Annotated in this window: 28 protein-coding genes; 6 read left to right on the top strand and 22 right to left on the bottom strand. The window is 60.3% G+C overall.

The window, feature by feature from the left end:
* The first annotated feature begins 53 nt into the window (after positions 1 to 53).
* The 3 genes from GX839_00600 to GX839_00610 are packed head-to-tail and all read left to right on the top strand — an operon-like array spanning position 54 to position 3,865.
* Positions 54 to 905, top strand: coding sequence for a xanthine dehydrogenase family protein subunit M (locus tag GX839_00600; protein ID NLB03972.1), 852 nt, complete (start codon positions 54 to 56; stop codon positions 903 to 905).
* A 36-nt stretch (positions 906 to 941) separates the two neighbouring features.
* A complete protein-coding gene (locus GX839_00605; GenBank protein ID NLB03973.1) occupies positions 942 to 1,457 on the top strand; it encodes a (2Fe-2S)-binding protein in 516 nt (171 codons plus the stop codon).
* On the top strand, positions 1,454 to 3,865 hold the full coding sequence (locus GX839_00610; GenBank protein NLB03974.1) for a xanthine dehydrogenase family protein molybdopterin-binding subunit: 2,412 nt from the start codon (positions 1,454 to 1,456) through the stop codon (positions 3,863 to 3,865). Before GX839_00605 ends, GX839_00610 begins: the two co-directional genes overlap by 4 nt.
* A 68-nt stretch (positions 3,866 to 3,933) precedes the next feature.
* Here GX839_00610 and GX839_00615 read toward each other — a convergent pair whose 3' ends face one another.
* Entirely contained in the window at positions 3,934 to 4,449 is a 516-nt protein-coding gene (locus GX839_00615; GenBank protein NLB03975.1) for a biotin transporter BioY, read from the bottom strand.
* Complete coding sequence (locus GX839_00620) at positions 4,446 to 5,393, bottom strand: biotin--[acetyl-CoA-carboxylase] ligase (GenBank protein ID NLB03976.1); 948 nt, start codon at positions 5,391 to 5,393, stop codon at positions 4,446 to 4,448. The genes GX839_00615 and GX839_00620 overlap by 4 nt, the downstream gene beginning before the upstream one ends.
* A 135-nt stretch (positions 5,394 to 5,528) precedes the next feature.
* Between GX839_00620 and GX839_00625 the strand changes: the two genes are divergently transcribed.
* Positions 5,529 to 6,464: a LysR family transcriptional regulator gene (locus GX839_00625; protein ID NLB03977.1), complete on the top strand. Its 936-nt coding sequence runs from the start codon at positions 5,529 to 5,531 to the stop codon at positions 6,462 to 6,464.
* On the opposite strand, the gene GX839_00630 is transcribed toward GX839_00625, so the two are convergent.
* From GX839_00630 to mdcA, 6 genes are read right to left on the bottom strand one after another with little or no spacing between them, the layout of a single operon-like run.
* Positions 6,386 to 7,879 (bottom strand): amidase, encoded by a 1,494-nt coding sequence (locus GX839_00630; GenBank protein NLB03978.1) that lies wholly within the window; start codon positions 7,877 to 7,879, stop codon positions 6,386 to 6,388. The genes GX839_00625 and GX839_00630 overlap by 79 nt on opposite strands.
* 12 nt (positions 7,880 to 7,891) lie before the next feature.
* Positions 7,892 to 9,055 carry a sodium ion-translocating decarboxylase subunit beta gene (locus tag GX839_00635; protein NLB03979.1) on the bottom strand — a complete coding sequence of 388 codons (1,164 nt, stop codon included), beginning with the start codon at positions 9,053 to 9,055 and terminating at the stop codon, positions 7,892 to 7,894.
* Between the two features lies 1 nt (position 9,056).
* Positions 9,057 to 9,440 carry a biotin/lipoyl-binding protein gene (locus GX839_00640; protein ID NLB03980.1) on the bottom strand — a complete coding sequence of 128 codons (384 nt, stop codon included), beginning with the start codon at positions 9,438 to 9,440 and terminating at the stop codon, positions 9,057 to 9,059.
* A gap of 15 nt (positions 9,441 to 9,455) precedes the next feature.
* Positions 9,456 to 9,794 carry an OadG family protein gene (locus GX839_00645; GenBank protein NLB03981.1) on the bottom strand — a complete coding sequence of 113 codons (339 nt, stop codon included), beginning with the start codon at positions 9,792 to 9,794 and terminating at the stop codon, positions 9,456 to 9,458.
* Positions 9,795 to 9,805: 11 nt separating this feature from the next.
* Positions 9,806 to 11,347, bottom strand: coding sequence for a methylmalonyl-CoA carboxyltransferase (locus GX839_00650; protein ID NLB03982.1), 1,542 nt, complete (start codon positions 11,345 to 11,347; stop codon positions 9,806 to 9,808).
* 25 nt (positions 11,348 to 11,372) lie between these two features.
* On the bottom strand, positions 11,373 to 13,004 hold the full coding sequence (gene mdcA / locus GX839_00655) for a malonate decarboxylase subunit alpha (protein ID NLB03983.1): 1,632 nt from the start codon (positions 13,002 to 13,004) through the stop codon (positions 11,373 to 11,375).
* 215 nt (positions 13,005 to 13,219) lie between these two features.
* On the opposite strand from mdcA, the gene GX839_00660 reads away from it, so the two are divergent.
* On the top strand, positions 13,220 to 13,609 hold the full coding sequence (locus GX839_00660) for a hypothetical protein (protein ID NLB03984.1): 390 nt from the start codon (positions 13,220 to 13,222) through the stop codon (positions 13,607 to 13,609).
* Here GX839_00660 and GX839_00665 read toward each other — a convergent pair.
* The 3 genes from GX839_00665 to GX839_00675 form a co-directional block, all read right to left on the bottom strand.
* Positions 13,594 to 14,628, bottom strand: a complete 1,035-nt coding sequence (locus tag GX839_00665; GenBank protein ID NLB03985.1) for an alpha/beta hydrolase — start codon at positions 14,626 to 14,628, stop codon at positions 13,594 to 13,596. The genes GX839_00660 and GX839_00665 overlap by 16 nt on opposite strands.
* 13 nt (positions 14,629 to 14,641) lie before the next feature.
* A complete protein-coding gene (locus GX839_00670) occupies positions 14,642 to 16,042 on the bottom strand; it encodes an MATE family efflux transporter (GenBank protein ID NLB03986.1) in 1,401 nt (466 codons plus the stop codon).
* A gap of 154 nt (positions 16,043 to 16,196) precedes the next feature.
* A complete protein-coding gene (locus GX839_00675) occupies positions 16,197 to 16,406 on the bottom strand; it encodes a hypothetical protein (GenBank protein ID NLB03987.1) in 210 nt (69 codons plus the stop codon).
* 176 nt (positions 16,407 to 16,582) lie between these two features.
* On the opposite strand from GX839_00675, the gene GX839_00680 reads away from it, so the two are divergent.
* On the top strand, positions 16,583 to 17,107 hold the full coding sequence (locus GX839_00680; GenBank protein ID NLB03988.1) for a CBS domain-containing protein: 525 nt from the start codon (positions 16,583 to 16,585) through the stop codon (positions 17,105 to 17,107).
* A 61-nt stretch (positions 17,108 to 17,168) separates the two neighbouring features.
* Here GX839_00680 and rplL read toward each other — a convergent pair whose 3' ends face one another.
* From rplL to GX839_00735, 11 genes are all read right to left on the bottom strand, one after another.
* The gene (gene rplL, locus GX839_00685; GenBank protein ID NLB03989.1) at positions 17,169 to 17,549 is read right to left on the bottom strand and encodes a 50S ribosomal protein L7/L12; all 381 of its coding nucleotides are present in this window, start codon (positions 17,547 to 17,549) and stop codon (positions 17,169 to 17,171) included.
* Positions 17,550 to 17,566: 17 nt separating this feature from the next.
* The gene (locus GX839_00690) at positions 17,567 to 18,142 is read right to left on the bottom strand and encodes a 50S ribosomal protein L10 (GenBank protein NLB03990.1); all 576 of its coding nucleotides are present in this window, start codon (positions 18,140 to 18,142) and stop codon (positions 17,567 to 17,569) included.
* Positions 18,143 to 18,320: 178 nt separating this feature from the next.
* Complete coding sequence (rplA, locus tag GX839_00695) at positions 18,321 to 19,013, bottom strand: 50S ribosomal protein L1 (GenBank protein ID NLB03991.1); 693 nt, start codon at positions 19,011 to 19,013, stop codon at positions 18,321 to 18,323.
* A gap of 12 nt (positions 19,014 to 19,025) precedes the next feature.
* Positions 19,026 to 19,457, bottom strand: coding sequence for a 50S ribosomal protein L11 (gene rplK / locus GX839_00700; GenBank protein NLB03992.1), 432 nt, complete (start codon positions 19,455 to 19,457; stop codon positions 19,026 to 19,028).
* A gap of 66 nt (positions 19,458 to 19,523) precedes the next feature.
* A complete protein-coding gene (nusG, locus tag GX839_00705; GenBank protein ID NLB03993.1) occupies positions 19,524 to 20,066 on the bottom strand; it encodes a transcription termination/antitermination factor NusG in 543 nt (180 codons plus the stop codon).
* Between the two features lie 3 nt (positions 20,067 to 20,069).
* The gene (secE, locus tag GX839_00710) at positions 20,070 to 20,453 is read right to left on the bottom strand and encodes a preprotein translocase subunit SecE (protein NLB03994.1); all 384 of its coding nucleotides are present in this window, start codon (positions 20,451 to 20,453) and stop codon (positions 20,070 to 20,072) included.
* 25 nt (positions 20,454 to 20,478) lie between these two features.
* Complete coding sequence (rpmG, locus tag GX839_00715; protein ID NLB03995.1) at positions 20,479 to 20,643, bottom strand: 50S ribosomal protein L33; 165 nt, start codon at positions 20,641 to 20,643, stop codon at positions 20,479 to 20,481.
* Positions 20,644 to 20,760: 117 nt separating this feature from the next.
* On the bottom strand, positions 20,761 to 21,000 hold the full coding sequence (locus GX839_00720) for a TM2 domain-containing protein (GenBank protein ID NLB03996.1): 240 nt from the start codon (positions 20,998 to 21,000) through the stop codon (positions 20,761 to 20,763).
* Between the two features lie 12 nt (positions 21,001 to 21,012).
* Positions 21,013 to 21,621, bottom strand: coding sequence for a flavodoxin (locus GX839_00725; protein ID NLB03997.1), 609 nt, complete (start codon positions 21,619 to 21,621; stop codon positions 21,013 to 21,015).
* Positions 21,611 to 22,639 (bottom strand): nucleoside hydrolase, encoded by a 1,029-nt coding sequence (locus GX839_00730; GenBank protein ID NLB03998.1) that lies wholly within the window; start codon positions 22,637 to 22,639, stop codon positions 21,611 to 21,613. Before GX839_00730 ends, GX839_00725 begins: the two co-directional genes overlap by 11 nt.
* Positions 22,636 to 23,580, bottom strand: coding sequence for a pyrimidine-specific ribonucleoside hydrolase RihA (locus GX839_00735; protein ID NLB03999.1), 945 nt, complete (start codon positions 23,578 to 23,580; stop codon positions 22,636 to 22,638). Before GX839_00735 ends, GX839_00730 begins: the two co-directional genes overlap by 4 nt.
* Positions 23,581 to 23,588 lie beyond the last annotated feature (8 nt).

The raw sequence follows: 23,588 nt of genomic DNA on the forward strand, positions 1-23,588 counted from the left end.
TGGACCGTGGTATTAGATGCGAAAGCCATTCGCTTAATAAAAGGAGGTTATCCGTGCTAAGTCAATTTGATTATGTCAAACCGCTTGTGCTGGACCAAGCCCTGGATGCACTGTCACGCGAGGGGGACACCTACATCCTGGCGGGCGGGACGGATCTTTTGATCAGCCTGCGTCACAACCTGATTGACGCCAAACACATCGTTGACATCAAGGCCATCCCCGAACTGGACGTCTTCCATTTCGAAGAGGGAAAGGGACTGGAGATCGGCGCCAATGTGGTCGTCAACCGGCTGATCGATTCGGACCTGATCAAAACCAGGTACAAGGCGCTCCATGACGCAGCGTCTGTCCTGGCGTCCTACCAGCTTCGGAACCGCGCCACCCTGGTAGGCAATCTCTGCAACGCGTCGCCCGGGGCTGATCTGCCGCCCCCGCTCCTGATCTATGACGCCCGGGTCAAGATTGCCAGCAGCGAGGGGGAGCGGACGGTGGACCTGAAGGATTTCTTCACCGGGGTCAAAAAAACACAGCTGGCCAAAAATGAGCTGGTGGTTTCGGTCCTCCTGCCGGATCCCGGCCAAAATGACAAGAGCTGTTACCACCGTCAGACGCGGCTCAAGGGCCACGATCTGTCCACGGTCGGGGTCGCCTGCCGCATCGACGGCCAGGGAAAGGCTGCCATCGGCATCAATGCCGTCGCTGTCACCCCTCTCCGCCTGACCGCTTTGGAAAATGAGCTGAACGCCAGGGGGCTGAATGAGGAATCGATCCTTTGGGCATCGGAGGAAATCAAGAATCACATCAAGCCCATTTCCGACGTGCGGTCATCCAGGGAGTACCGGCTGCATATGGCCGGCGTCCTCTTCAGACGCTGCATGAATCAACTGATGGATAAGGAGGCATAGAGCATGACCACGCATGACGATAAAGATATTTGCGCCATGGAAACCGCCCATGTTGAATCACAGAAAAGACGTGTTATCCTGAGCTGCCGCGTCAACGGGCAGGCTGTGGTGGAAGAAATCGACCCCACCATGCTGCTGCTCCACTTCCTGCGCGACAAATTGAAGCTGTTCGGCGCCAAGGAAGCCTGCGGCGAAGGCGAATGCGGAGCCTGTACGGTCATTTTGAACGGCCAGGCGGTCGCTTCCTGCCTGGTTCTGGCTGTGGAAGCCCAGGGCGGCGAAGTCCTGACTGTTGAAGGCCTGGCCAGAGACGGCGAACTCAGCATTCTCCAACAGGAATTCGTCTTTGAAGACGCGCTCCAGTGCGGCTTTTGCACACCAGGCATGCTGATGTCAGCCCGGGCCCTGCTTGACCGCAGCCCCGACCCCACCGATGAAGAGATCATGGAGGGAATGGGGGGCAACCTCTGCCGCTGCACCGGCTACCAGCAGATTTTCAACGCAGTCAAACGCGCTGCAAAACGCGAGAGGGAGGAGTTGAAAAGGTCATGACTCATTCTGAATTAGAACATTGCACCTATCAGGCACACGGCGACTACAAGTCTTCCTACAAGCATGTCGGCCAGCCTTATGTCCGCAAGGATGCCGTTGAGAAGGTGACAGGCCAGGCGCGCTACGCCTTTGACCTGGAATTGCCCGGCATGCTCCACGCCAAGACCTTGCATTCACCCCACGCCCGGGCCCGGATCGTCTCCATCGACACCAGCCGGGCCAAGGCCCTGGTCGGCGTCAAGGCGGTCATCACCGGCGAAGACTCCGATATCACGGTAGGCCTCTACATGCAGGACAAACTGGCCATCGCCACCGGCGAGACCCGCTATCAGGGCGAGGTGGTTGCGGCTGTCACGGCGACTACGGAAGCCATCGCGGAAAAGGCCATCTCCCTGATCGAAGTCGAATACGAGGTCCTGGAACCGGTCCGCAACCTGGACGACGCCCTGGAGGCCAAAACCCTGGTCCACGAGGACATCGCCGAAATCAAGCACGTGGAAGGCGTTTTCTTCCCCCAGCCCGACTCCAATATCGCCAGCTTGAACAAGAGCCGCAAAGGCGACCTGGACAAGGGCATGGCGGAGGCTGATCTGGTGGTCGAGAACGAATTCACCCTGCCTGCGGTGGCCCATGTCCCGCTCGAAACCCACGTCTCCATTGTCCAGGCTGATCCCTACTCCAACCGGATCCGCATCTGGTCCTCGGCCCAGTCGCCCTTCGCGCTCCGCCAGCTGATGGCCCACAGTTTCGGTGTCAAGGAATCGGACATTGAAGTCCACATCCCCTTCGTCGGCGGCGCCTTTGGCGGCAAGGCCGGCATCCACCTGGAACCTCTGGTCACCCTGCTCTCCAGAGCCAGCGGCGGGGCCCCCGTCAAGCTGCGCATGACCCGGGAACAGGAATTCAACTATCTGCCGACCCGGGCCGGCATGCGGGGCCGGATCAAGACAGGCGTCAAAAAGGATGGCACCATGGTGGCTTCCGATATCGTCTATGACTGGGACAGCGGCGCTTACGCCGACTACGGCGTCAACGTGGGCAAGACGGCCGTTTACGGCGGCCTGGGCCCCTATGACGTGGACAATGTCTCCATCGTCTCCAAGACCATCTACACCAATAAAGTCTTCAGCACCGCTTACCGCGGCTTCGGACACCTGGAAACCCTGTGGACCGTTGAGCGCCAGATGGACATCCTGTCCCAGAAACTGGGCATTGATCCCTATGAATTCCGCATGAAAAACATCCTGCGGCCGGGTTCCACCACGGTTACCGGCGAACGGGTGACCCGCAGCACCGGCTGCCCGGCCGACTGCCTGTCGGCTGTGGTCAAGGAAATCGGCTGGACAGGCCGCAAGAGCGAGGAAGAGCGGGCCCGCGAGTGGAAGACCGGCAAGGTCCGCGGCAAGGGCTTCGCCATGATCCAGAAGGCGCCCGCCATGCCGCCCAACACGGCCACCGCCGTGGTCATGCAGATGGCCGGCGACGGGCATGTCAAGATCATGATCGGCGCCATCGACTACGGCCAGGGCGCCCTGACCTCCATTGCCCAGATCGCGGCCCAGGAGCTGGATCTGCCCATGGACATGATCGAGGTCATCAAGGAAACCAATACCGAGACCAACCCCTACGACTGGAACACGGTGGCTTCCAAGTACACCTTCATGGGCGGCAATGCCACTATCCAGGCCAGCCGCAGGATGCTGGACCAGATGAAGGACATCGCCGGCCAGGCCCTGCGCTGCTCGCCTGAGGTCCTGACCCACGGGGACGGCTACATCTACAACAAGCACCGGCCTGAGCGGCGGATTGCCTACAAGGACATGGCCCTGGGCTATGCCTACCCCGACGGCAATGGCATCGGCGGTCCCCTGATCGCCCACGGCATCTGCATGGCGGACGGGCTGACCAACCTGGATCCCGAAACCGGGCAGGGCCTGCCGGCCCTTGCCTGGACCTTCGGCGCCCATGCCGTCGACATCGAAGTCGACGTGGAGTCGGGCGACATCACGGTCCTGAAAGTGGCCTCCGCCTTCGACCTGGGCCAGGTCATCAACGAACGCATGGTCTACGGCCAGGTCATGGGCGGCGTCATGCAAGGCATCGGCTCGGCCATTTTGGAAGGCTACAAGTTCAGCGATGACAATGTACTCCTGAACCCTTCCTTCACCGACAACAAGATCCCCACCTTCAAGGATATGCCGGTCGAAGTGGTTCCCATCTACATCGAGAACCCGCAGCTCAACGGCCCCTACGGCGCCAGAGGTGTTGCGGAGCACACCATGATTTCCATCCCGTCGGCCATCGGCAACGCCCTTTACGACGCCCTGGGAATCAATTTCTACCACCTGCCCCTGACGCCTGAAAACGTTGCTTTGGGCATCGCCAGCGGCAAAAAAGACGTCAAGTAACGAGATCGTCCGGCCGGACGGGCCGGACAGGACACAGGAAATCCGCTCCCTGACCGGGGGCGGATTTTTTATGTCTCCAGCAAGGGGCGGATCCGGCCAGCCATCAGGAGGGCCAGGCCGGCCTTGATCAGATCACCTGGCAGGAAGACCAGCATGCCTGTCTTCAAGAGCCAGACCGGGTCAATCGAATTCATGCCGCCGGCGACATGAAGGATGACCGCCAGGTAGGGCAGGCCGATGAGATAAAGGAGCAGGGAAGCCGCCGTCACATGGATGAGGCCGGCCGCAGTCCCCGGCCCCCGCCGCTTCGTCAGCCAGGCAAGCAGGGCCGCTGACGGGATAAAGGCCAGGACGAAACCAAAGGATGGCGCCAGGAAAAGGCCGGTGCCGCCCAGGAGCAGCTTGAGGATGAGGTGCAGGCACATGGCGTAAAAGGCCTGGGCCGGAGTCAGCAAAAGACCAGCCAGCAGGACTGCCAGGGTCTGCAGGGTCACAGGGAGCGGGCCCGCCGGGAGGCGGATCAGGCCGGCGGCAAAGGTGACAACGGCCATGAGGGAAATCCGCGTGAGGGCGCGGCTGGTCATAGGAGAATGGAAACCTCCCCCGTCGCCAGTGACCGTACCTGACCCCCTTCCCGGTAAAGCAGGGCGCCTTCATCGGAGATGGCGTGGGGAATAATGATTTGGCCCGTATCCAGCCTGACCTTGTGGCCCAGAATGAAGCAGCGGTCCCGGTAAAAATCCAGCCAGGAACGGTCGGGCAGCTGCTGGATCAATTGGCCCTGCTCGTTGGCAATCAGGGCGATCAGGCGGTTCCTGTCCACCCTGGCCCCCGCTTGCAGGAGCGGGCCCGCCGTCCGGCTGAGACGGCCGGGATAGCCGCCCTCCGGTTCCGTCAGGTTGAGGCCGATCCCCGTCACAAGTGAGGTGGTAAGCCCCGACTCAAGGCCGGTGACGGCCTCCGTCAGGATGCCGCCTATCTTCTTTCCCTGCCAGTAAAGATCGTTGACCCACTTGATCCCCGCTTGGACCTCCAGCTCACGCTCCAGAACCCGGGCAACCGCGACGGCTGCCATGGTGGTGACGAGGACCGGGGGTTCCTCCCGTTCCCAGGCCATGGCCATCGAAAAATAAAGGCCTGATCCGGGCGGAGAAAAAAAAGACCGGCCCCTTCTGCCGCGGCCCGCCGTCTGTGAATTGGCGGCAAGGATCAGCTTTCCCCTCCCGGTCAGCATGCCCTTGGCCAGGGTGTTGGTGGAAGTCAATGCTTCCCGGACACGGATGTCCGCCCCCTCCCACCAGCCCGAGAGCCGGCTCCCGATGGCCGGCGCTGAAAGCCGGTCCGTTTCGCCAAGCAGGGTATAGCCCTGGTTTGGCACCCCCTGGATGTCAAAGCCCTGATCCCTCAGTGATTGGACGGCTTTCCAGACGGCAGCCCGGGTCAGGCCCAGCCGGGAGGCCATCCGGCCGCCCGAAACCGGCCCCGCTCCTTCCCGCAGCATTTTCAATATCCCGGCCGCTGTGCGCACCTTGTCTCCTCCTTGTGGTTCCCGGCCATTATGGTAGGCCCGGTCCGGATTGTCAACCAGTTTGATTTGATGTTTACATTCCTGTCCGCCCTTTATAGTATCCTTTAAAAAACAGGGACAGGGAGGGCGGGCCCCATGACCTTTCACCAGCTCAATCTCTTCCGGCATGTGGTCGACTTCGGCAGCATCACCCGGGCCAGCAGCCATCTGGGCATCCCCCAACCTGCCGTAACCCGGGCCGTGCGCTCACTGGAGCAGGAACTGGGAGTATCCTTGCTGGACCGCACCGGCCGGGGCATCCGGGTCAATGAAAACGGCCGCCTTCTCTACGACTACGCCAGGCAGGTACTCCGGCTCACGGCCAGTCTGGAAACAGCCATGACCGAACGAAAGGTGCGGGAGGAAACCACTGTTTCCATTCTGGTGGAGGCAGCCTCCCACCTCTTCCCCTCCATCTGCACTGCCTTCGCCCAAAAGTTCAGCGACGCCAAATTCCGGGCCCTCCACCAGGACGCGCCGGATGAGGCGGACCTGCCTGACTATCCCCTGCGCCTCTACTCTTCCAGGGAAGGGCCGGACAGGACCGGCAGCCTGGTTCTGGCCGAGGAGGAGATCCTGCTGGCTGTCCAGCCGGATGGCCCTTTTGGCCAGCGGGACCGGATCGCCCTGGCTGAGGTCAGTGGCATGGGCTTTGTCAGCCTCTTCAAGACCCGCGGCCTGCGCCGGATCACGGACTATTACTGCCAGCTGGCCGGTTTTGAGCCCCAGGTCATTTTTGAAACAGACAATACCTCAACGGTCATGCGCTACGTCAGTTCAGGCCACGGCATTGCCTTCATCCCCGCCCTGACCTGGCCCAGAGAGAGGGAGGACGGCACCAGGGTCCACCTGCTCTCCATCACCGAGCCCCTTTGCAGGCGCTTCATCAAGCTGGCCGTGGCGGACGGCCGGCTCAATCCTTACGAAAAACATTTCAGGGATTTCCTGGTTGACTACTTCCTTGAGCAAGCCTCCAGAGACGGGCAGGACGAGGGCGGACGCCTCAGCCCCGACACGCGCTCGAAAGCGTAGGCCATCCCGATCAGGGCCGGCTCACTGTAAGGGGGCCCCGCCATCTCCATGCCAACCGGCACGCCCAGGGGGGCGGAGGGGTCGGGAGCAAACCCCGCGGGCACCGCGATCGAGGGGAAACCCGTCGCTGAGCACAGGACTCCATTGCGCTGTTTCTGGCTCCCGCCCGTCTTGCAGACCAGCTGCTGCTGGTGAGGATAGATGAGGGCATCCAGCTCATGGCCGGCCATGATCTTCATGATCTGTGTCCCAAGGGCCAGCTGGCGGAGCCTTTTCTCGTTGTAGCGGGGCGTTCCGGGCGCAAGTTCCATGGCTGTCTTCAGGTTGTCCCCGATCCCCGGATGAAACTTGCCGCTGTCCATGATCTCCCGGACCGAACTGACGGGCGGCTGCGGCCGGGCATGGGCCAGGAAGGCGTCCAGGTGGCTGCGCAAGTCATCCAGGTGGACACTGACCTCCCGGATCATCCAGTCGGAATCCAGCCGATCTTCAATGTCGATCAGGGTGGCGCCGCCCGCTTCAAGCAGGCCCATGGCTTCCTCCATGACCCGGTTGACCGGTTGGTTGATTTTTTCCCTGCCAAAAAAACTTGTGAGGACGCCCAGCCGTTTTCCCCTCAGGCCCTCTTCATTCAGAAAAGACAGGTAGCTTTCCGGGATCCGGCCCCGGCTCCAGGCCGTGGCCTCATCATCCGGGTCGTAGCCCGCCATGACCTCCAGGGTGCGGACGCAATCCTCCACCGTCCGGCAAAGGGGCCCGGCGGTATCCTGGGTCAGGCTGTACGGGACGATGCCCGACCGGCTGACCAGGCCGACGGTGGGCCGGATGCCCACCAGATTACAGGCCGAGGCGGGGCTGCGGATGGAGTTGATGGTATCGGTTCCGATACCGATGATGCCGAAATTGCAGGCAATGGCCGCGCCGGTTCCCCCGGATGAGCCGCCCGGCGTCCGGGTCAGGTCATAGGGGTTGAGGGTCTGGCCCAGCATGGAGCTGAGGGTTTCCCCCCAGATGGCGAATTCATGGAGGTTGGTCTTGGCCAGGATCAGGGCGCCGGCCGACCGCAGCCGCTTGGTGATGAAGGCATCCTCTTGCGGGATCCAGCCTTCCAGCGACCTGGAGCCGGCCGTGGTCGGCATGTCCCGGGTGTTGACGTTGTCCTTGAGCAGGACCGGGATGCCATGAAGGGGCCCCTTGAAGCCCCCGGTCTCATCATGGAGGCGGTCCAGCTCCCGGGCCTCTTCCAGGGCCCGGGGATTGACCAGAATAATGGAGTTGATGGCAGGCCCCTGCCGGTCATAGGCCGCAATCCGGTCCAGGAAGGCCTCTGCCAGTTTTTCAGCCGTCAGCCTCTTGTCCCGGAAGGCCTGGTGGACCTCCCTGATTGTCAATTCCAAAAAATCAAAGTCCGGCATGACAAGCCTCCTTTAGCCAAAGAAGCTGAGCAAAAGGCCGGCTGCCACAGCTGAGCCGATGACCCCCGCCACATTGGGGCCCATGGCATGCATGAGCAGGAAATTGGAAGGATTGTATTTCTGTCCCTCCTTTTGGACCACCCGGGCCGCCATGGGAACCGCTGAGACTCCGGCCGCCCCGATCAGAGGATTGATTTTGCCCCGGGACAGGACGTACATGAGCTTGCCCAAAAGCACCCCGCCCGCCGTTCCGAAGGCAAAGGCGGCCAGGCCCAGGCCGATGATTTTCAGGGTGCCCGGCGTCAGGAAGACCTCAGCTGACGCCGTGGCCCCCACGGATACCCCCAGCAGGATGGAGACGATGTACATGAGCGAATCCTTGATGGCGTTGACCAGGAGGGGCACCTTGCCCGACTCTTTCAGCAGGTTGCCGAACATGAGCATGCCGATCAGGGCGCCTGCCGATGGCAAAAGGACGATGGTGAAAATGGTGACCACCACCGGGAAGAGGATCTTTTCCTGCTGCGAGACCTCCCGCAGCTGCTCCATTTTGACCTCCCGCTCCTTTTGTGTGGTCAGAAGCTTCATGATGGGGGGCTGGATAATGGGCACCAGGGCCATGTAGGAATAGGCGGCAATGGCGATGGGGCCCAGAAGCTCCGGCGCCAGCCTGCTGGTCAAAAAGAGGGCCGTCGGCCCGTCAGCGCCTCCAACAATACCGATGGAGGCGGCCTGTTTGGCAGAAAAATCCAGAGCCAGGGCCCCCAAAAAGGTGGCGAAAATGCCAAGCTGGGCGGCCGCGCCCAGCAGAAGGCTCTTGGGGTTGGCGATCAGGGGGCCGAAATCCGTCCCGGCTCCGATGCAAAGAAAGATCAGGGGCGGGTAAATCCCCAGGGCCGTCCCCTGGTAAAGATAGTAAAGCAGGCCGCCCGGCTGGGTCCCCAGGGGACCGTCCATCATGCCGGTCAGGGGCAGATTGACCAGCAGCATGCCGAAGGCGATGGGAATCAAAAGGTAGGGCTCATAGCCTTTTTTGACCGCCAGGTAGATAAAAAGGCAGGCGATGCCGATCATGATCAGCTTGCCGGGCACCGGGACGCCGAAGAGTTCCGTGTCAAGGCGGAAGAGTTCGGTCACCCCGCTGTGCTCGAGGAAGTCCAGGAGGATTTTCAGCATGTCAGGACTCCTGGCTGAAAGAAATGAGCGGGTCGCCCGCGGCGACCACATCGCCCTTGCTGACATGGATCCTGTCAATGACGGCATCCCCGGGCGCCAGGATTTCGTTTTCCATTTTCATGGCTTCGATGATCAGCAGGGTCTGGCCGGCCTTGACCTCCTGGCCCGCCTTGACGGCAAGTTCCAGCACGGTGCCCTGGAGGGGGGCCTTGAGGTCCTGGCCATCAGCCCGGGCCGCGGGCGCTGCCGGGGCCGCCGGGGGTGCCGGGACTGCGGGCCGCGGGTTTTTGGAAGTCAGAGGCTCCGGGGCCTCTTCGCCGATCTCCTCGACCTCGACCAGGTAGGCCTGGCCGTCAACGACAACACGGAATTTCTTGACTGACATGGATGGAGTTCCTTTCTATTGGGGGCGCCTTAAGCCGTCCTGCAATCCCGCTGTTTCCCAGCCGGACAACCCGCCTGCCGGGCGCCTGATTTTTCGGATGACCAGGCGGCTGCCCTCCGCCGCGTAAGCGGAAAGGGCTCCCGTAATCAGGGCAAGGGTCCTGGCGTCCAGTTGGGAACCGGTGTTCTCCGCCTCCGGGCTGCCCGACCTTTCGGGCTCTTTTTCTTTTTTCCTGGTAACAAAAGCCGTGGCATCGATCAGGTAGGAGATGATCAGGAGGACGGCAAAGACGATCAGCATGCTGAAAAGTGAAACGAGGAGGCCGTTGGCAAAAGAGAGATGATTGAAGTCCATGGCTGCGCTCCTCAAAGGGGGATGTTGCCGTGTTTTTTCGGGATGGCTTGGCTGCGCTTGCCTGCCAGGGCCGAAAAAGAAGAAATCAGACGCTGCCGCGTCTCCTCCGGCAGGATGACATCATCCAGATAGCCGCGGGCCGCGGCCAGGTAGGGATTCATCATGGCCCCGGTGTATTCCTCAATCTTTTCCCGGCGTTTGGCGTCGGGATCCTCCGCCTGGCGGATTTCCCGCGAAAAGATGATGTTGGCAGCGCCCTCGGCCCCCATGACGGCGATCTCGGCCTGGGGCCAGGCCAGCACCAGGTCGGCCCCCAGGTGCCTGGAACACATGCCGATGTAAGCGCCGCCGTAGGCCTTGCGCACGATCAGGGTCACCTTGGGAACCGTGGCCTCGCTGTAGGCGTAAAGCAGCTTGGCCCCGTGGCGGATGATGCCGCCGTATTCCTGCTGGGTACCGGGCAGAAAGCCCGGCACGTCGACCAGGGTCAGCAGCGGAATATTGAAGGCATCACAGGTCCGGACGAAGCGGGAGGCCTTGTCGGAGGCATCAATATCCAGGCAGCCTGCCATAACGCGCGGCTGGCTGGCGATGACCCCGATGCTCTGCCCGTCCAGGCGCAGGAAGCCGGTAATAATGTTGCGGGCATAGTCGGCCTGGACTTCAAAGAAATCGCCCTGGTCCGCGACCGCCGTGATCAGTTCTTTCATCTCGTAGGCCAGGCGGGGATCCTCCGGGACCAGGTGCCTGAGCGACTCCACCAGCCGGTTGGGATCCTGGTCACAGTCAAAGACCTGCGGTTTTTCGGCATTGTTCTGCGGCAGGAAACTTAAGAGCCTGCGGATCTGCAGGAGGCATTCCTCCTCATCCGCCGCCCGGAAATGGGCGACGCCGCTGATGCTGTTGTGTGTCAGGGCACCTCCCAGTGCCTGGGCCGATACCTCTTCACCTGTCACCGCCTTGATCACCTGGGGGCCTGTGATGAACATCTCGCTGGTCCCCTCGACCATGAAGACAAAATCGGTCAGGGCGGGCGAGTAAACGGCCCCGCCGGCACAGGGCCCCATGATGACGGAAAGCTGGGGGATGACCCCCGACGCCCGGGTGTTGTTGAAAAAGATCCGGCCGTAGCCTGCCAGGGAATCGACCCCTTCCTGGATGCGGGCACCCCCCGAGTCGTTGATGGCGATCATGGGCGCCCCGATCTTCATGGCCAGTTCCTGGGTGCGGACAATCTTGTCGGCATGCATCTCACCCAGCGACCCGCCCATAACGGTGAAGTCCTGGGCAGCCACACAGACCAGGCGGCCGTCAATGGTCCCGTAGCCGGTCAGCACCCCGTCGCCGGGGGCTTCCTTTTCATCCATGCCGAACTGGCTGGCCCGGTGCTTGACCAGGAGGCCCGTCTCAACAAAACTCTTGTCATCCAGCAATTTTTCGATACGTTCGCGGGCCGTCATCTTGCCGCGGGCGTGCTGGCGCCGGCCCGCTTCAGTGCCGCCCCCAGCCCGGAGCGCCTCCTTGATTTCCTTCAATTGATCTGCCTGATCCATAAGCAATGATTACCCCCCCTGCCCCTTACTTGCGGAATTTTTCCGGAATCTCATAAAGTCCCCCTGACCAGTCAACCAGCTCCTCCAGGGACCGGGCCGCCAAGAGACTCTGGTCCGCCCTGGCAGGATCGATGCCCAGATCCTCCGGCAGGGCCACCTTGCCGGCCTTGCGGAAGGCTTCGATGGCCGGTGTCTTGACCTGGTCCCCCAGGGGGATGCCCTGGGTGACGGCCGCCAGCAGCTGTGTTTTCTCCTTCAGGCTTTGTGCCAGGTAGAGGTAGGCAATGCCCTGCTCGGTCACCACATGGGTCACATCCTCCCCGTAGATCATGACGGGCGTTGTGGGCAGGCCCGCCTCCCGGCCAATCCGGACGGCATCCAGCTCGGGTACAAAATTGGCGCCGAACCTGCCCTGGCTGGCCAGCATTTGGACCACCAGTTTTTTGCCTCCGATATAGGAGGCGCCCCGGTCAGGCATCATGTCCAGCCAGGCCGGTGTGGCGTGGCGCCTGCCCCGGGTATCGTGCCCCATGTTGGGCGCGCCCCCGAACCCGGTCAGGCGGCCGCTTGTCACTGTGGATGAGTTGGCCAGATAGTCCATCTGCAAGGTGGCACCCAGGAAGAGATCAATCCCGTAAAGTCCGGCCAGCTGGGCCAGTGCCCGGTTGGAGCGCATGGTACCGTCGGGGCCGATGGGGAATAGATTGCTTCTGGCCCGGGTGTAGCGATCCATGCCCAGCTCGCCTCCGAAGGTGAACATGGTCTCCACCCAGCCGCGCTCGATGGCGGGAATCATGGTGGGATGCGGATTCAGGGCCCAGTACCTGCAGATTTTGCCCTTGAGCCCCAGTTCCTCCCCGTAGGTCGGCAGGAGCAGCTCGATGGCCGCGCCGTTGTATCCGATGCCGTGGTTGAGGGAGAGGACGCCGTGTTTGGCGTAGATGCCCTTGATGGTCATCATGGCCATGAGGATATGCTGGCCGCGGATCTTTCGGGGATCCCGGGTGAAAAGGGGTTCCACCTGGAAGGGCTGGTCGGGCTCCACCACAAAATCCACCCAGTCGCCCGGTATGTCGACCCGGGGCAGCTCGCCCCGGCCAACCATCTCATTGGCCTGGGCGATCACCAGCCCCTGCTGGAAGGCCGCCGCTTCGGCCAGGATAGGCGTGTCCTCCGTGCTGTATCCCGTGTAAAGGTTGCCGTCGGGATCGGCCTTGAGGGCCGCGATCAGGCAGACATCGGGCTTGAGATCCACAAAAAGGCGGGAATAGAGTTCCATGTAGGTATGGATGGCGCCGACCCGGAGCTTGTTTTCGGCCAGCATGTCCGCCAGGCGGACACTTTGAACCCCCGCGTAGGCGAAATTGATTTCGCTGGCAATCCCCTTGTCAAACACGTCAAGATGCTCGTCAAGGGAGACGGAGGAAATAATCATGGTCAGATCGTGCACCTTGCCGGGGTCGACCCGGGTCAGGGCCTTGGCCAGGAAGGTGGCCTGTTTTTGATTGTCCCCCTCGATGATGACCCGGTCGCCGGGCCGAAGGGCCGCTTCAAGGGCCCTGTCAATGGCGGCCGCATCAATCTGCTTGCCATCCGCGTAGGGGGCCGCGCCCGCCAGGCGCGCCTCTTTGGTCTCCCGTCTGCTCTGCCAATTCATGGAGGCCTCCTTTGATCAAAAAAACTGAAAGACGAAACAACTCTTTAACTTCGGGTGAAGGCCGGTTTCAGGGCCTGGATCTTCTTGTTCAAAGCTATCACTTGCGCCAGGGGGCGTCAAATACAAAAAGACCTGGTCAGTATAGCATTATTGTTATATAAACGGGAATATTCGGCGGGCCGGACAGCCCTTGCCTCTTGTGCTAAGGTGGAAACATGCTGACACTGGAAGAGACCGAACTGGCACTTGCCGACATGGTGGAGGCCCTCCCTCCTGAGATCTTTATTGAGCTCAACGGCGGCGTCCTCCTCAAGGAGGAGGTCAAGCTTCACCCGGCCAGGCGGGCCGACGATCTTTATATCCTGGGCGAGTACTACGCGGACCGGATCTTCGGCCGCTACATTGTTATCTACTACGGTTCCATGAGGCGGGTCTTCGGACACGTCTCCGACCGGGACTTTCACCGGGAACTTGAACAGGTCCTCAAGCACGAGCTGACCCACCATCTGGAAAACAGGGCCGGTGAACGGGAACTCGAATTCGAGGACCAAAGGCAGCTCCTCCACTATTATGCCCGCCACCGCCAAAATCAGGAATCCGGCTGAAATCGCTCCAGAGCTTTTTCGATGAAGGCCCGCTTCCGCTCACGGTAGCTGTCCCCTGCCAGCGCCTGTGACATGGCATGCCCGGCACCCTCTACGTACCAGAGTTCCTTGAGTTCCGAATGACAGGCCTGCCAGAGCTCCTCCGCCATGAAGGCCGGGACGAAAACATCCTTGCTGCCGTGGATAATCATGACCGGGACCCGGGCCCGGGCGACCCCGGTCAGGGGGGTCGGATCCTTCCTGCTGTAACCCATGAACAGAAAGAAGAAGACGGTGGCAAAAAAGAAAGCCGGGCAGCGGAGCAGGGGCTTCATGCCCCGGATCATCCATTGGCCCTGGGCCTTGAGGGAAGTATAACCGCAGTCGGCGATGACGGCGGCCACATCCCCCGGCAGGTCAGGGTCACCTGAGGCCGTCAGGACATTGGCCGCGCCCATGGACAAACCGTCCAGGACAAAGAAGGAGGGTGTCTTGTCTCCTGACCGTTTCCTGATCTCCTCCATCCAGGCGAAAAGGTCCCTGCTGTGCTTGCAGCCGATGTCAATCCGCTTGCCGCCGCTGGGCTCATGGCCGCGCAGGAAGGGCAGGAAGACATCATAGCCTTGCTCCAGATACATCTGGACATCCGGGGCACGCGACAGGCGGACATCGCGCCAGCCGTGCACCAGGAGGGCACAGCCTTTCCCGGCCGGAGAACCGGATGCCCCCTCCCGGGCGGGGAAGTAGATGCCGCGCAGGACCAGGCCATCACGGACCATCTCCCAATCCTGGTGAGGCCGCAGGAGGAGCCGCTCCCTGGCCAGGGCAGCCGTCTTGTACCATTCCAGGGTTTCCGGCGGAATGTCCGCGGGCGGGGTAAAATCCCGGCTGTCCGCCCGCCGGCTGGCATAGCGGAAAAGTGCCCAGCCCAGCTGGATGACGAAGGCTGCAAAGGCCAGCCCCAGGGCCAGCATGAGGTAGAGGGCAATGACGAGCCCCCGGGGCAGGACGGCTGCCAGGAAGACGGTACTTACAGCCACGGATCACTCCTTCCTAATGGTCAACCCGGGGGCTCTCGATCCATTTACCCCTCATATAAAGGATGACGGCATAGACGATGATAAGGATATTGGATGACAGGAACGAGATCCAGACACCAAGCGGGCCCAAATCCGTAAACCTGCGCAGGATCCAGATCATGGGAAGCCGGATGCCCCAGAGCCTCAGGATGGACATGTAGGCCGCGTACCTGGGATAGCCGGCACCGCTGAAAATGCCGGTGAAGGCGTCGAAATACCCCATGGCAGGCGTCATGAAGACACTGAAGAGGGTGTATTCGATGGCCAGCTTCCAGACCAGGTCCGCCTGGGCCCCCTTCTCCGTGATAAAAAGCGAGAGCAGCGGGAAGCGGACGAACCAGAGAACCAGGCTGCCGCCGATCGCGATCAGGGTGATGACCCGGAAAGCCGCCCGGTTGAACTGCCTGACCCGGTCCAATTTGCCGGCCCCGATGTTCTGGCCCACGATGGCAGTCAGAGACCCCCCGATGCCGCCTGTCGGCTGCATGACAAAGCTGCCGATCCGGTTGACGGCGGCGTAGGCCGCGATGGTCGCGTCTCCGTAGGCCGCAATCTCGGCATTCAGCAGGGTGAAGCCGAGCGCGGCGCTGGCCTGGCCCATGGCGGTCGGAAAGCCCATCCGTATCAGTTCCTTGAATTGGAGCCAGGTCAGCTGAACCTTGCGGATGCGAAGGCGGATCTCATTGGCCGGCGAGTATATGACGTAGGCACCCAAAATAACCCGGATCACCTGGGAGAGCACGGTCGCAAGGGCAGCCCCCGTGATACCCATCCCCAGGCCGCGGATGCCCAGGAAAGGCAGGCGGTCGAAAATAAAGAAGGGATCGAGGATGGCGTTGAGGCCGGCCGCGCAGGCGCTGATGATAGTGGTCACCTTGGTCTTTCCCTGGGCGCCCAGGATGGCAAAGAAGGTCAGGTAAAGCATCTCGAAGATGAAACCCGCCATCAGGATGCTCAGATAGAGGGAGGCGTTGCGCCCCAGTTCCCCCCTGCCACCCATCCAGCTCACGATGGAGGGTGACAGCAGGTAGCCGGCTATAGAGAAGAAGGCTCCCAGGATCAGGCAGAAATAGAAGATGTGCGAGGCGTAGGATTCGGCCCGCGGCTTGTCGCCGCTGCCGATCAGCTGTGAGATGATGGTGGTTCCCGCAATGGCAACCCCTATTCCCAGAGCGACGAAGAGGTAATGCGGCGGCCAGACAAAGCTGGTCGCTGCGAATTCAACCAGGGAAAGCTGGGCCACCCAAAGGCCGTCGGCCAGGTTGTAGAGGGAGTTGATCAAGTTGTTGATCATGAGGGGGAGGGCGACGGAAAAAAGGACCGGTGTTACGGGTCCATCGAGAATGCGCCTGTCTTTAATTGCGTGTGCTGTCAATGCCCCCTCCGTTCAGCCGGCCGCAAGCGCTTCCGATCTGCCAATCTTCAAACACAATCTCACGGCACGAAGAAAAATCATCCGCCCGGGCATCCATGCCCGGTCCTTTGGCGGAACTTTCAAGCGGCGACCCGACCGGTCACCAGGGAAAGCCTCAGGTCGAGCCCGATTTGAATCGGACGATCAGGACCGCGATCAGCAGGACGGCCAGAACCGCAATGATATACCACCAGGTATCAACCCGTTTTCTATGTGATCCGCAGCCGCTGCAGCCTGCCGGATCCTCATCACAGGCCGCACAGGGGTTTGGGGTCGGCTGTTTGGGATCCTCTTCCCCGTTTCTTTTTTCTTCTTGATCTTCCATGGTAATCCTTCCGTGCCGTCAGTCCACAAGGCCTGATCGGCACCGGGTCCTTTTCAATGCATACACTATAGCACGAAGCTTTCTTCTTTCCCCATCCGTCATTGTTCATAATTTGTTTGTGAAAAAAGGCCTGATTTGTTGTAATCTGTACTCAACAAGAACAGGGAGGTACTTTCATGATAGGAAAGCATATCGGCCCTTTTCTGATGCGGGGGGATGACCCCCTGATGATCGACGCGGAGCATTGCGCGACGGTCCGCACGGAAAACACACTCATGCACGCCATGCTGCTTCTCTCCAGTGTCGGATTTACTTCAGTACCCGTTTTAGATGAATCTTCCCGCCTTGCCGGCGTGATCAGCATGCCCGCCATCTTCAAAGGCATCCTGGGCGATGACAACTATCACTGGGAGCAGCTGGATCTCCGCAAGGTCAAGGAGGTGATGGAGCGCAACGTTTTCGTGGTCTATGACGACTCGCCCCTGGAAGATATTCTGCACCTGCTTGTCAACGCCAACTACCTCTGCGTGACTGATCATGACGGTCTTTTTCTGGGCATCATCGCCCGCAAACAGATCCTGAAACGCCTCAACCGTTTCGTCCATGAATTTGAGAGCCATTACCGGGTGACCCCCAGGGAAGGAAGCGCAGGCATCTCCTCACACGAGGCTCTGGCAGCCAAACATAATCACCGGCCCTAAACAAGCCGGGGGCGCCGTCATGCCGATGGCGCCCCCGGTTTTCCCCTGTTAATGACTCCGCTTACTCGACTTCCACTTCCGCGCCTGCTTCACGAAGCACTTTGGCGGCGTCCTCGGCGTCCTCTTTGCTGACCTTCTCCTTGACGGGCTTGGGAGCCTCGTCAACCAGCGCCTTGGCTTCCTTGAGGCCCAGACCGGTCAGTTCCCTGACCGCCTTGATGACAGCCAGTTTTGCCTGGCCCGCACCCTTCAGGATGACGTCAAATTCGGTCTTCTCAACCTCTTCGTCCCCGGCATTGTTGCCGGCAGCAGGTGCCGCAACGGCCATGGCAGCGGCCGAGACACCGAACTCTTCCTCCATGGCTTTGACCAGGTCGTTGAGTTCCAAAATAGTCAGATTTTTCACAGCCTCCAGGATGTCGGCGATTTTTTCCTTACTCATGATTTTCATCCTCCAGATTATTCTTCTTTGTTTTCTTCTGCGGTTTCTTCAAGCGCGGCCTCTTTGGCGGCTGCTTCATCTTCTGTTCCGGCTGGCTCTTCCGCGGACTTTTCGGCGATCTGCGCCGTTACCTGCGCAAAGGCAGTCAGCGGGTAGAGCATCATGAAGAGCAGTTTTCCATAAAGATTCTCACGGGACTCGACGCGCGACAGCGCCATGATGTAGTCAAGGGGATGAACTTCCCCGCCGACGATGCCGCCCTTGATTCTCATCTTGCGGAATTTTTCGGAAAATTCCCGTATCAGCCTGGGCGCCAGAACCACATCTTCATTGCTGTAGGCAATAGCGGTCGGCCCGATCAGGGTGTCGTCGAGACCCTTGATCCCGAGCTTTTCAAAAGCCCGCGACGAGATCGAATTCTTGACAACCCTGTAAGTCAGGTCCTGCTCCCGGAAGGCAGCCCGCATCTGGGTATCCTGCTCAACCGTCAGGCCTTTGTAGTCGGCAAAGACGATCGATTCGGCCTTTTCCAGCTCTTTGGCCAGGGCGTCAACCCGTTTCTTCTTCATCTCCAGTATTTTCTTACTGGGCATGTGACCTTTCCTCCTTTTAGAATGTAAACACCCCTCCGCGGAAGGCGAAGGGGCGCACCATCAAGTCCGTCCTTCCGCCTCGGCGGGACAGCGCAACCTGTTTACGTCCTGTCGGACTCCAGCTTTCTACGGCGTCGTAGGTATTTCTTTTTTCACGCCCGCCAAGGCGGGCAGCAGCTCACTTGGAGAGCCTGGGATTGGTGCGGACACCGGGGCCCATGGTACTGGTCAGGGTACAGCGCTGAATGTACTGACCCTTTGCTGCAGCAGGCTTGGCCCGTATGACAGCGTCCAGCAGGGCGTCATAGTTGTCCAGCAGTTTCTCCGGCCCGAAAGAGGCCTTGCCGATGGCACAGTGGATAATGTTCTGCTTCTCCAGCCTGTACTCGATCCTTCCGGCCTTTGCCTCCGTGACTGCCCGGCCCACATCCGTGGTGACAGTCCCGGACTTGGGGTTTGGCATGAGGCCGCGCGGGCCCAGCACTTTCCCCAGACGGCCGACCACACCCATCATGTCGGGGGTGGCGATTGCCACATCAAAGTCCAGCCATCCTTCTTTTTGAATCTTTTCCGCCAGTTCCTCGGCCCCGACAAAATCGGCGCCCGCTTCCCTGGCTTCCTCTGCAGCCGGACCTTTGGCGAACACGGCCACCCGCATGGTCTTGCCCGTTCCGTGGGGCAGTATCACCGTCCCGCGGATTTGCTGGTCGGCCCGCCGTGAGTCGACTCCCATCTTCAAATGGATTTCGATGGTTTCATCAAATTTGGCCGTCGCGCCCTGGATCACCAGATCCAGCGCTTCCTCCGGCTCGTAAATCGTGCTGGGATCGACGAGTTTGGCGGCTTCCTTATAGCGTTTACCACGTTTCATGCCGGTCCCTCCCTAATTGTCGTAATCGACTGTGATGCCCATGCTGCGGGCTGTCCCTGCGACCATCCGGGCACCGGCTTCAATGTCTGCGGCATTGATGTCATCCAGCTTGATCCCGGCGATGCGCTTGCATTCGGACCAGGTGACGGTCGCCACCTTGTCCCTGTTTGGTGTTCCTGAAGCTTTGTCCAGGTTGCAAGCTTTTTTCAAGAGCACGGACGCCGGCGGAGTTTTGGTAATAAACGAATAGGTGCGGTCCTGGTAAACCGTGATGACCACGGGGATCACCAGGCCCATGTCCTTTTGTGTCCGTTCATTAAATTCCCGGACAAACTGGGCGATATTAAGCCCGTGCTGTCCGAGAGCTGGTCCAACCGGCGGCGCCGGCGTTGCCTGGCCCGCAGGAATCTGTAACTTCACATATGCGGTTACTGGCTTGGCCATTTTGCCACCTCCCAAATTATTCGGATCTTGCGATCTTTATTTGCATGACAGTTTCCTGTCGGATGCCTAATCCTGTTTCATGACCTGGGTCAGTTCCAGCTCGACCGGCGTTTCGCGCCCGAACATGGAAACCAGCACGGTCACTTTTTTCTTTTCCAGATTGATCTCTTCAACTCTGCCTTCAAAGCCTTCCAGGGGACCGCTGATGACGCGGACATCATCGCCGGTGCCATAGTCCATGACCGGTTCCCAATCCGAATCCAGTCCCATGAGCCCAAGCTCGTCCTCGGTCAGCGGAACCGGATTGGTGCTGGAAGGGCCGACAAAACTCGTCACCCCCCGCGTGTTGCGGACGATGTACCAGATCTCGTCGGTCAGAATCATTTTAACCAGGACGTAGCCCGGATAGATCTTGCGCTCAACATTGCGCCTTTTGCCGTCCTTGATCTCAATCACCGTTTCAGTCGGTACCAGTACCTCCTGGATCATCTCCTGGAGCCCCCGGTTCTCGATGATCAGGTCAAGGGTCGCCTTGACCCGGTTTTCATAACCGGAATAAGTATGGATGACGTACCAGAGCGCCTCATTTTTATCCGGGCCTTCGCTCATCCCTCAGCCCTCAAAAACAAACCGCACACCGTGGGCCGCCAGTCTGGCAGCAGGCAGTTCACGGCCGTTCCAGGTCTCTTCCTGCCCGGTCGGCAGCGGCACTGATTCGGCCGGCTTTTCCTTGGTGGAATAGATGCCTGTGGTCCGCATGATAAAGGTGATCAGGGTGTCAAAGACAAGAATGATGACGACCGAAATCGCGATGATGAGCAGGACTGTCAGGGTGCTTTGTTTCAGTTTTTTTCTGTCGGGCCAGATCACCCGCTTCAACTCGGTGATGATGTTGACAAACCATTTCCTGAGACGGCCGCCCAGCGAGAGCCTGCCATCCTTTTTCACCGGTTTTTTGCCACGCGCGCCCGCAGTCTTTGTTTTCTTATTGGCCATTCCGTTCACTCCCGTGAATCATCAACTACTTGGTTTCGCGGTGAACCGTGTGTTTGTTGCAGAACCGGCAGAACTTTTTCAGCTCAAGTTTGTCCGGTGTATGCATCTTATTCTTTTTGGTGTCGTAATTGCGCTGTTTGCATTCCGAACACGCCAGCGTAATCCGTTCACGCGCACCTGGCTTAGCCATATCGGGACCTCCAACAATCCAGTCAAAACACTTGTCCGCGCAAAAAAAAAGACCCGCGCGTCTGACAAGCAGAAGTATAGTAGCACAGCCGGTAAGCGCTGTCAAACGCCGTACCGGTCAGCGCCGCAGCGGCACACCCACATTGTCGCGGAAAGAGCCCGTGAAGATTTTGTAGAGATCGAAGAACCAGCCGATACCGAAGAAGCCAAAAGTGAAGAGGTAGAGAACCGCCCTGCCGACTCTGCCGACATAAAAGAGATGGGCGCCCAGGGGCCCGAGAAAGAGGCAGAGCCAAAAGGCCGTCCAGCGGCTTCTGTCTGAGGAGGGAGTGACATAAAAAGTTTGCGGCGCGTGCATGTTTCTTCCTCCTTACCAGCTGACAGCCAGTTGCCGCGCCTGCTCCATGGCCCTTGCAAGAATCTCCCCAGGCGGTTCCAAGAGCAGGTCCAGGCCGTCGGCCGCGATGTAATCAAATTCAGCAATCCCAAAAAACCCGGCCAGGTTCCGCATCATGGGCAGGCCCGTCTCCAGGGGCGAATCCCGGTAGTCGCCGCCCCGGGTGGTCAAAAAGAGGAGCTTGCCGGCCCGGCAGATGCCGTAAAGCAGGTTATTGTCAGGATCGATCTCAAAGGTAATGCCCTGGACGCTGACATTTTCAATGTAGATTTTCAGAAGGGCCGGAACACTCAGATCCCAGAAGGGGGCCGCGATTACGATCCGGTCCGCCCGGGCAAAGCGGTGGGCGTAGCGGAAGCGGGGATGATGGAGATGGCCTGCTTCCAAAAGGCGCTCGCGCTGCTGGAAGAAGTCGCCTGCCAGGGGCATAAGCGGCTCTTCAGTTAAAACCAGCCGCTCAACTGAAAAGCCGCCCCTTTTGTCCAGTTGATCCAGGAAAGCCTCCGCCAGCTTGCGGGTCCGGGACTCCCCGCCCCGGATGCAGCAGTCGATGTAAAGCAGGTCCAGTTCCCTATTTCCCATAGCGCCCCATCAGGTAGAAGAACCTGGCCTTGAACTTTTCGCGGTCGACGCCGATGACCACGGTGTGGCGTCTTTCGGCCATTTTTTTATCGGAGAAGAGGTCGGTCACCGTTTTGCCATAACTCACCCCGCCTTTGGTCTCGACCCGGATCCAGGCGGGATATGCCTCGAAGATGGAGTCGTCTGCGGCGCAAAGGACCGCGGCCGGATCGTGGAGAGCCACGCCGGGCTGACCGAGGGAAAGTGAATAGCGAAGGGTATTCTGCAGGCAGTCGCGGGCGAATTTGGCCTGGGGAGATCCGAGCCGGCCCAGCTCCTCCAGCTCCTCCCGGGTCAAATAGGCCTGAAGGGTCATGTCCAGGCCGCACATGACAACCGGGATGCCGGCATTGAAGAGCATGTCAGCTGCTTCGGGATCGGCCAGGACATTGAATTCAGCTGCCGGGGTCGTGTTGCCGCCCCGGGCCCCGCCTCCCATAATGACCACGCGCCCCAGTAGCGGCGCCAGATCCTTATGTTTGGCCAGGGCCAGCCCGATATTGGTCAGAGGGCCGACAGCGATCAGCACCAGCCGGCCGGGTTGGGCTCTTGCCGCCTGGTAGAGCGCATCCCAGGCCTTTTCTTTTTCCAGCTCTTTGGAGGGTTCCGGCAGAATGACGTCCCCCAGGCCGTTCTTGCCGTGCACCTCGGGCGCCGTAATCTGGTCGCGGAAGAGTGGCTTTGCCGCCCCCTTGTATATGGGCACATCCGATCCCGCAAGCTCCAGAACACAGCGTGTATTGTAAGCAGTCTTTTCCAGGTCCACATTGCCCGCCACCGTCGAAACACCGACCAGGTCAAAGCAGGGGAGCTGGCAGAGCAGGAGGAGGGCGTTGGCGTCGTCCACGCCCGTGTCACAATCGAACCAGACCGGCGTCCGGGCGCCGCCTGAAAAACAGTTTGCCTCAAAGGAATCGCGGGAGACATGAAAAGGAGTTTTTCTTGACGGAATTTTTCTTTTCTCTATTTCAGTCTTCATACCCCTTCCCCCTTTCCGTAGCGCGACACGGCATCGACCAAGAGATCGACGAAACCCTGACGGTCAATGTCCGTGATGCACCGCACATTGGGCTCTTTCCCCGAAATCCCGTAATAGTCACCGATCGTGGCACCTCGGCAGTAGTCGCCGCCGGTCTCGACCTCAACGAAAAGGTCCCGCGTCACAAGCAGATCCGGCCGGACCAGGGCCGTCACCGCGACGGCATCATGGACGGGCGCGCCGGCATAGCCCAGTCCCCGGTGGAAGCCATAGAAAAAGTCCAGCCATTCAGCCGTCACCCGGGCCACTTCATTGCCCACCGCCCGGATCCGTTCAAAATCCCCCGGAAAGACCAGGGCCTTCTCCGTGACATCCAGGCCCGCCATGGTAAGGGGGATGCCCGAGCGGAAGACCAGGTCAGCTGCCTCGGGATCAACCAGGATGTTGAACTCGGCGGCCGGCGTCCAGTTGCCGTGGGCGATACCGCCGCCCATCAGATAGATGTGGCGGATTTTCGCTTTCAGTTCCGGGTCAAGCAGCAGGAGGGCCGCGATATTGGTCAGGGGGCCCGTGGGGATCAGGACGACCGGCTCTTCACAGCCGCGGATCAGGCGTCCCATCAGCTCAGCCGCCTCTTCGGCCACCGGCTGGCGGTCAGGCTCCGGCAGGACAGGTCCGTCCAGGCCTGTAACCCCGTGAACCGTCGGCGCGATGATGGCCTCCGCCAGGAGCGGTTTCTCCCTGCCGGCAGCCAGCGGGGCGTCCAAACCGATCAGGGTCATGATCCGGGCCGCATTGTAGGTCGTTTTCTCCAGGGTCTGGTTGCCGCAGCAGGTGGTGACCGCCAGGATATCGAGTTCCGGCCTGGCTGCTGCCAGCACCCAGGCGATGGCGTCGTCGTGACCGGGATCGCCATCCAAAATGACAGGTATCTTTTTCATGCCTGCCC

The sequence above is a fragment of the Fastidiosipila sp. genome, assembly GCA_012511175.1.
Classification (GTDB): Bacteria; Bacillota; Clostridia; order Saccharofermentanales; family DTU023; genus UBA4923.

Bases quoted from the DNA above. Each gene is read 5' to 3' on its own strand.
- GX839_00680 (NLB03988.1), top strand. From the start codon at position 16,583: ATGATAGGAAAGCATATCGGCCCTTTTCTGATGCGGGGGGATGACCCC.
- GX839_00650 (NLB03982.1), bottom strand. From the start codon at position 11,347: ATGGATCAGGCAGATCAATTGAAGGAAATCAAGGAGGCGCTCCGGGCT.
- GX839_00625 (NLB03977.1), top strand. From the start codon at position 5,529: ATGACCTTTCACCAGCTCAATCTCTTCCGGCATGTGGTCGACTTCGGC.
- GX839_00675 (NLB03987.1), bottom strand. From the start codon at position 16,406: ATGGAAGATCAAGAAGAAAAAAGAAACGGGGAAGAGGATCCCAAACAG.
- GX839_00720 (NLB03996.1), bottom strand. From the start codon at position 21,000: ATGCACGCGCCGCAAACTTTTTATGTCACTCCCTCCTCAGACAGAAGC.
- GX839_00730 (NLB03998.1), bottom strand. From the start codon at position 22,639: ATGAAGACTGAAATAGAGAAAAGAAAAATTCCGTCAAGAAAAACTCCT.
- GX839_00645 (NLB03981.1), bottom strand. From the start codon at position 9,794: ATGGACTTCAATCATCTCTCTTTTGCCAACGGCCTCCTCGTTTCACTT.
- GX839_00690 (NLB03990.1), bottom strand. From the start codon at position 18,142: ATGCCCAGTAAGAAAATACTGGAGATGAAGAAGAAACGGGTTGACGCC.
- rplA (NLB03991.1), bottom strand. From the start codon at position 19,013: ATGAAACGTGGTAAACGCTATAAGGAAGCCGCCAAACTCGTCGATCCC.
- GX839_00630 (NLB03978.1), bottom strand. From the start codon at position 7,879: ATGCCGGACTTTGATTTTTTGGAATTGACAATCAGGGAGGTCCACCAG.
- secE (NLB03994.1), bottom strand. From the start codon at position 20,453: ATGGCCAATAAGAAAACAAAGACTGCGGGCGCGCGTGGCAAAAAACCG.
- rplK (NLB03992.1), bottom strand. From the start codon at position 19,457: ATGGCCAAGCCAGTAACCGCATATGTGAAGTTACAGATTCCTGCGGGC.
- GX839_00735 (NLB03999.1), bottom strand. From the start codon at position 23,580: ATGAAAAAGATACCTGTCATTTTGGATGGCGATCCCGGTCACGACGAC.
- nusG (NLB03993.1), bottom strand. From the start codon at position 20,066: ATGAGCGAAGGCCCGGATAAAAATGAGGCGCTCTGGTACGTCATCCAT.
- mdcA (NLB03983.1), bottom strand. From the start codon at position 13,004: ATGAATTGGCAGAGCAGACGGGAGACCAAAGAGGCGCGCCTGGCGGGC.
- rpmG (NLB03995.1), bottom strand. From the start codon at position 20,643: ATGGCTAAGCCAGGTGCGCGTGAACGGATTACGCTGGCGTGTTCGGAA.
- GX839_00635 (NLB03979.1), bottom strand. From the start codon at position 9,055: ATGCTGAAAATCCTCCTGGACTTCCTCGAGCACAGCGGGGTGACCGAA.
- rplL (NLB03989.1), bottom strand. From the start codon at position 17,549: ATGAGTAAGGAAAAAATCGCCGACATCCTGGAGGCTGTGAAAAATCTG.
- GX839_00615 (NLB03975.1), bottom strand. From the start codon at position 4,449: ATGACCAGCCGCGCCCTCACGCGGATTTCCCTCATGGCCGTTGTCACC.
- GX839_00640 (NLB03980.1), bottom strand. From the start codon at position 9,440: ATGTCAGTCAAGAAATTCCGTGTTGTCGTTGACGGCCAGGCCTACCTG.
- GX839_00610 (NLB03974.1), top strand. From the start codon at position 1,454: ATGACTCATTCTGAATTAGAACATTGCACCTATCAGGCACACGGCGAC.
- GX839_00660 (NLB03984.1), top strand. From the start codon at position 13,220: ATGCTGACACTGGAAGAGACCGAACTGGCACTTGCCGACATGGTGGAG.
- GX839_00725 (NLB03997.1), bottom strand. From the start codon at position 21,621: ATGGGAAATAGGGAACTGGACCTGCTTTACATCGACTGCTGCATCCGG.
- GX839_00605 (NLB03973.1), top strand. From the start codon at position 942: ATGGAAACCGCCCATGTTGAATCACAGAAAAGACGTGTTATCCTGAGC.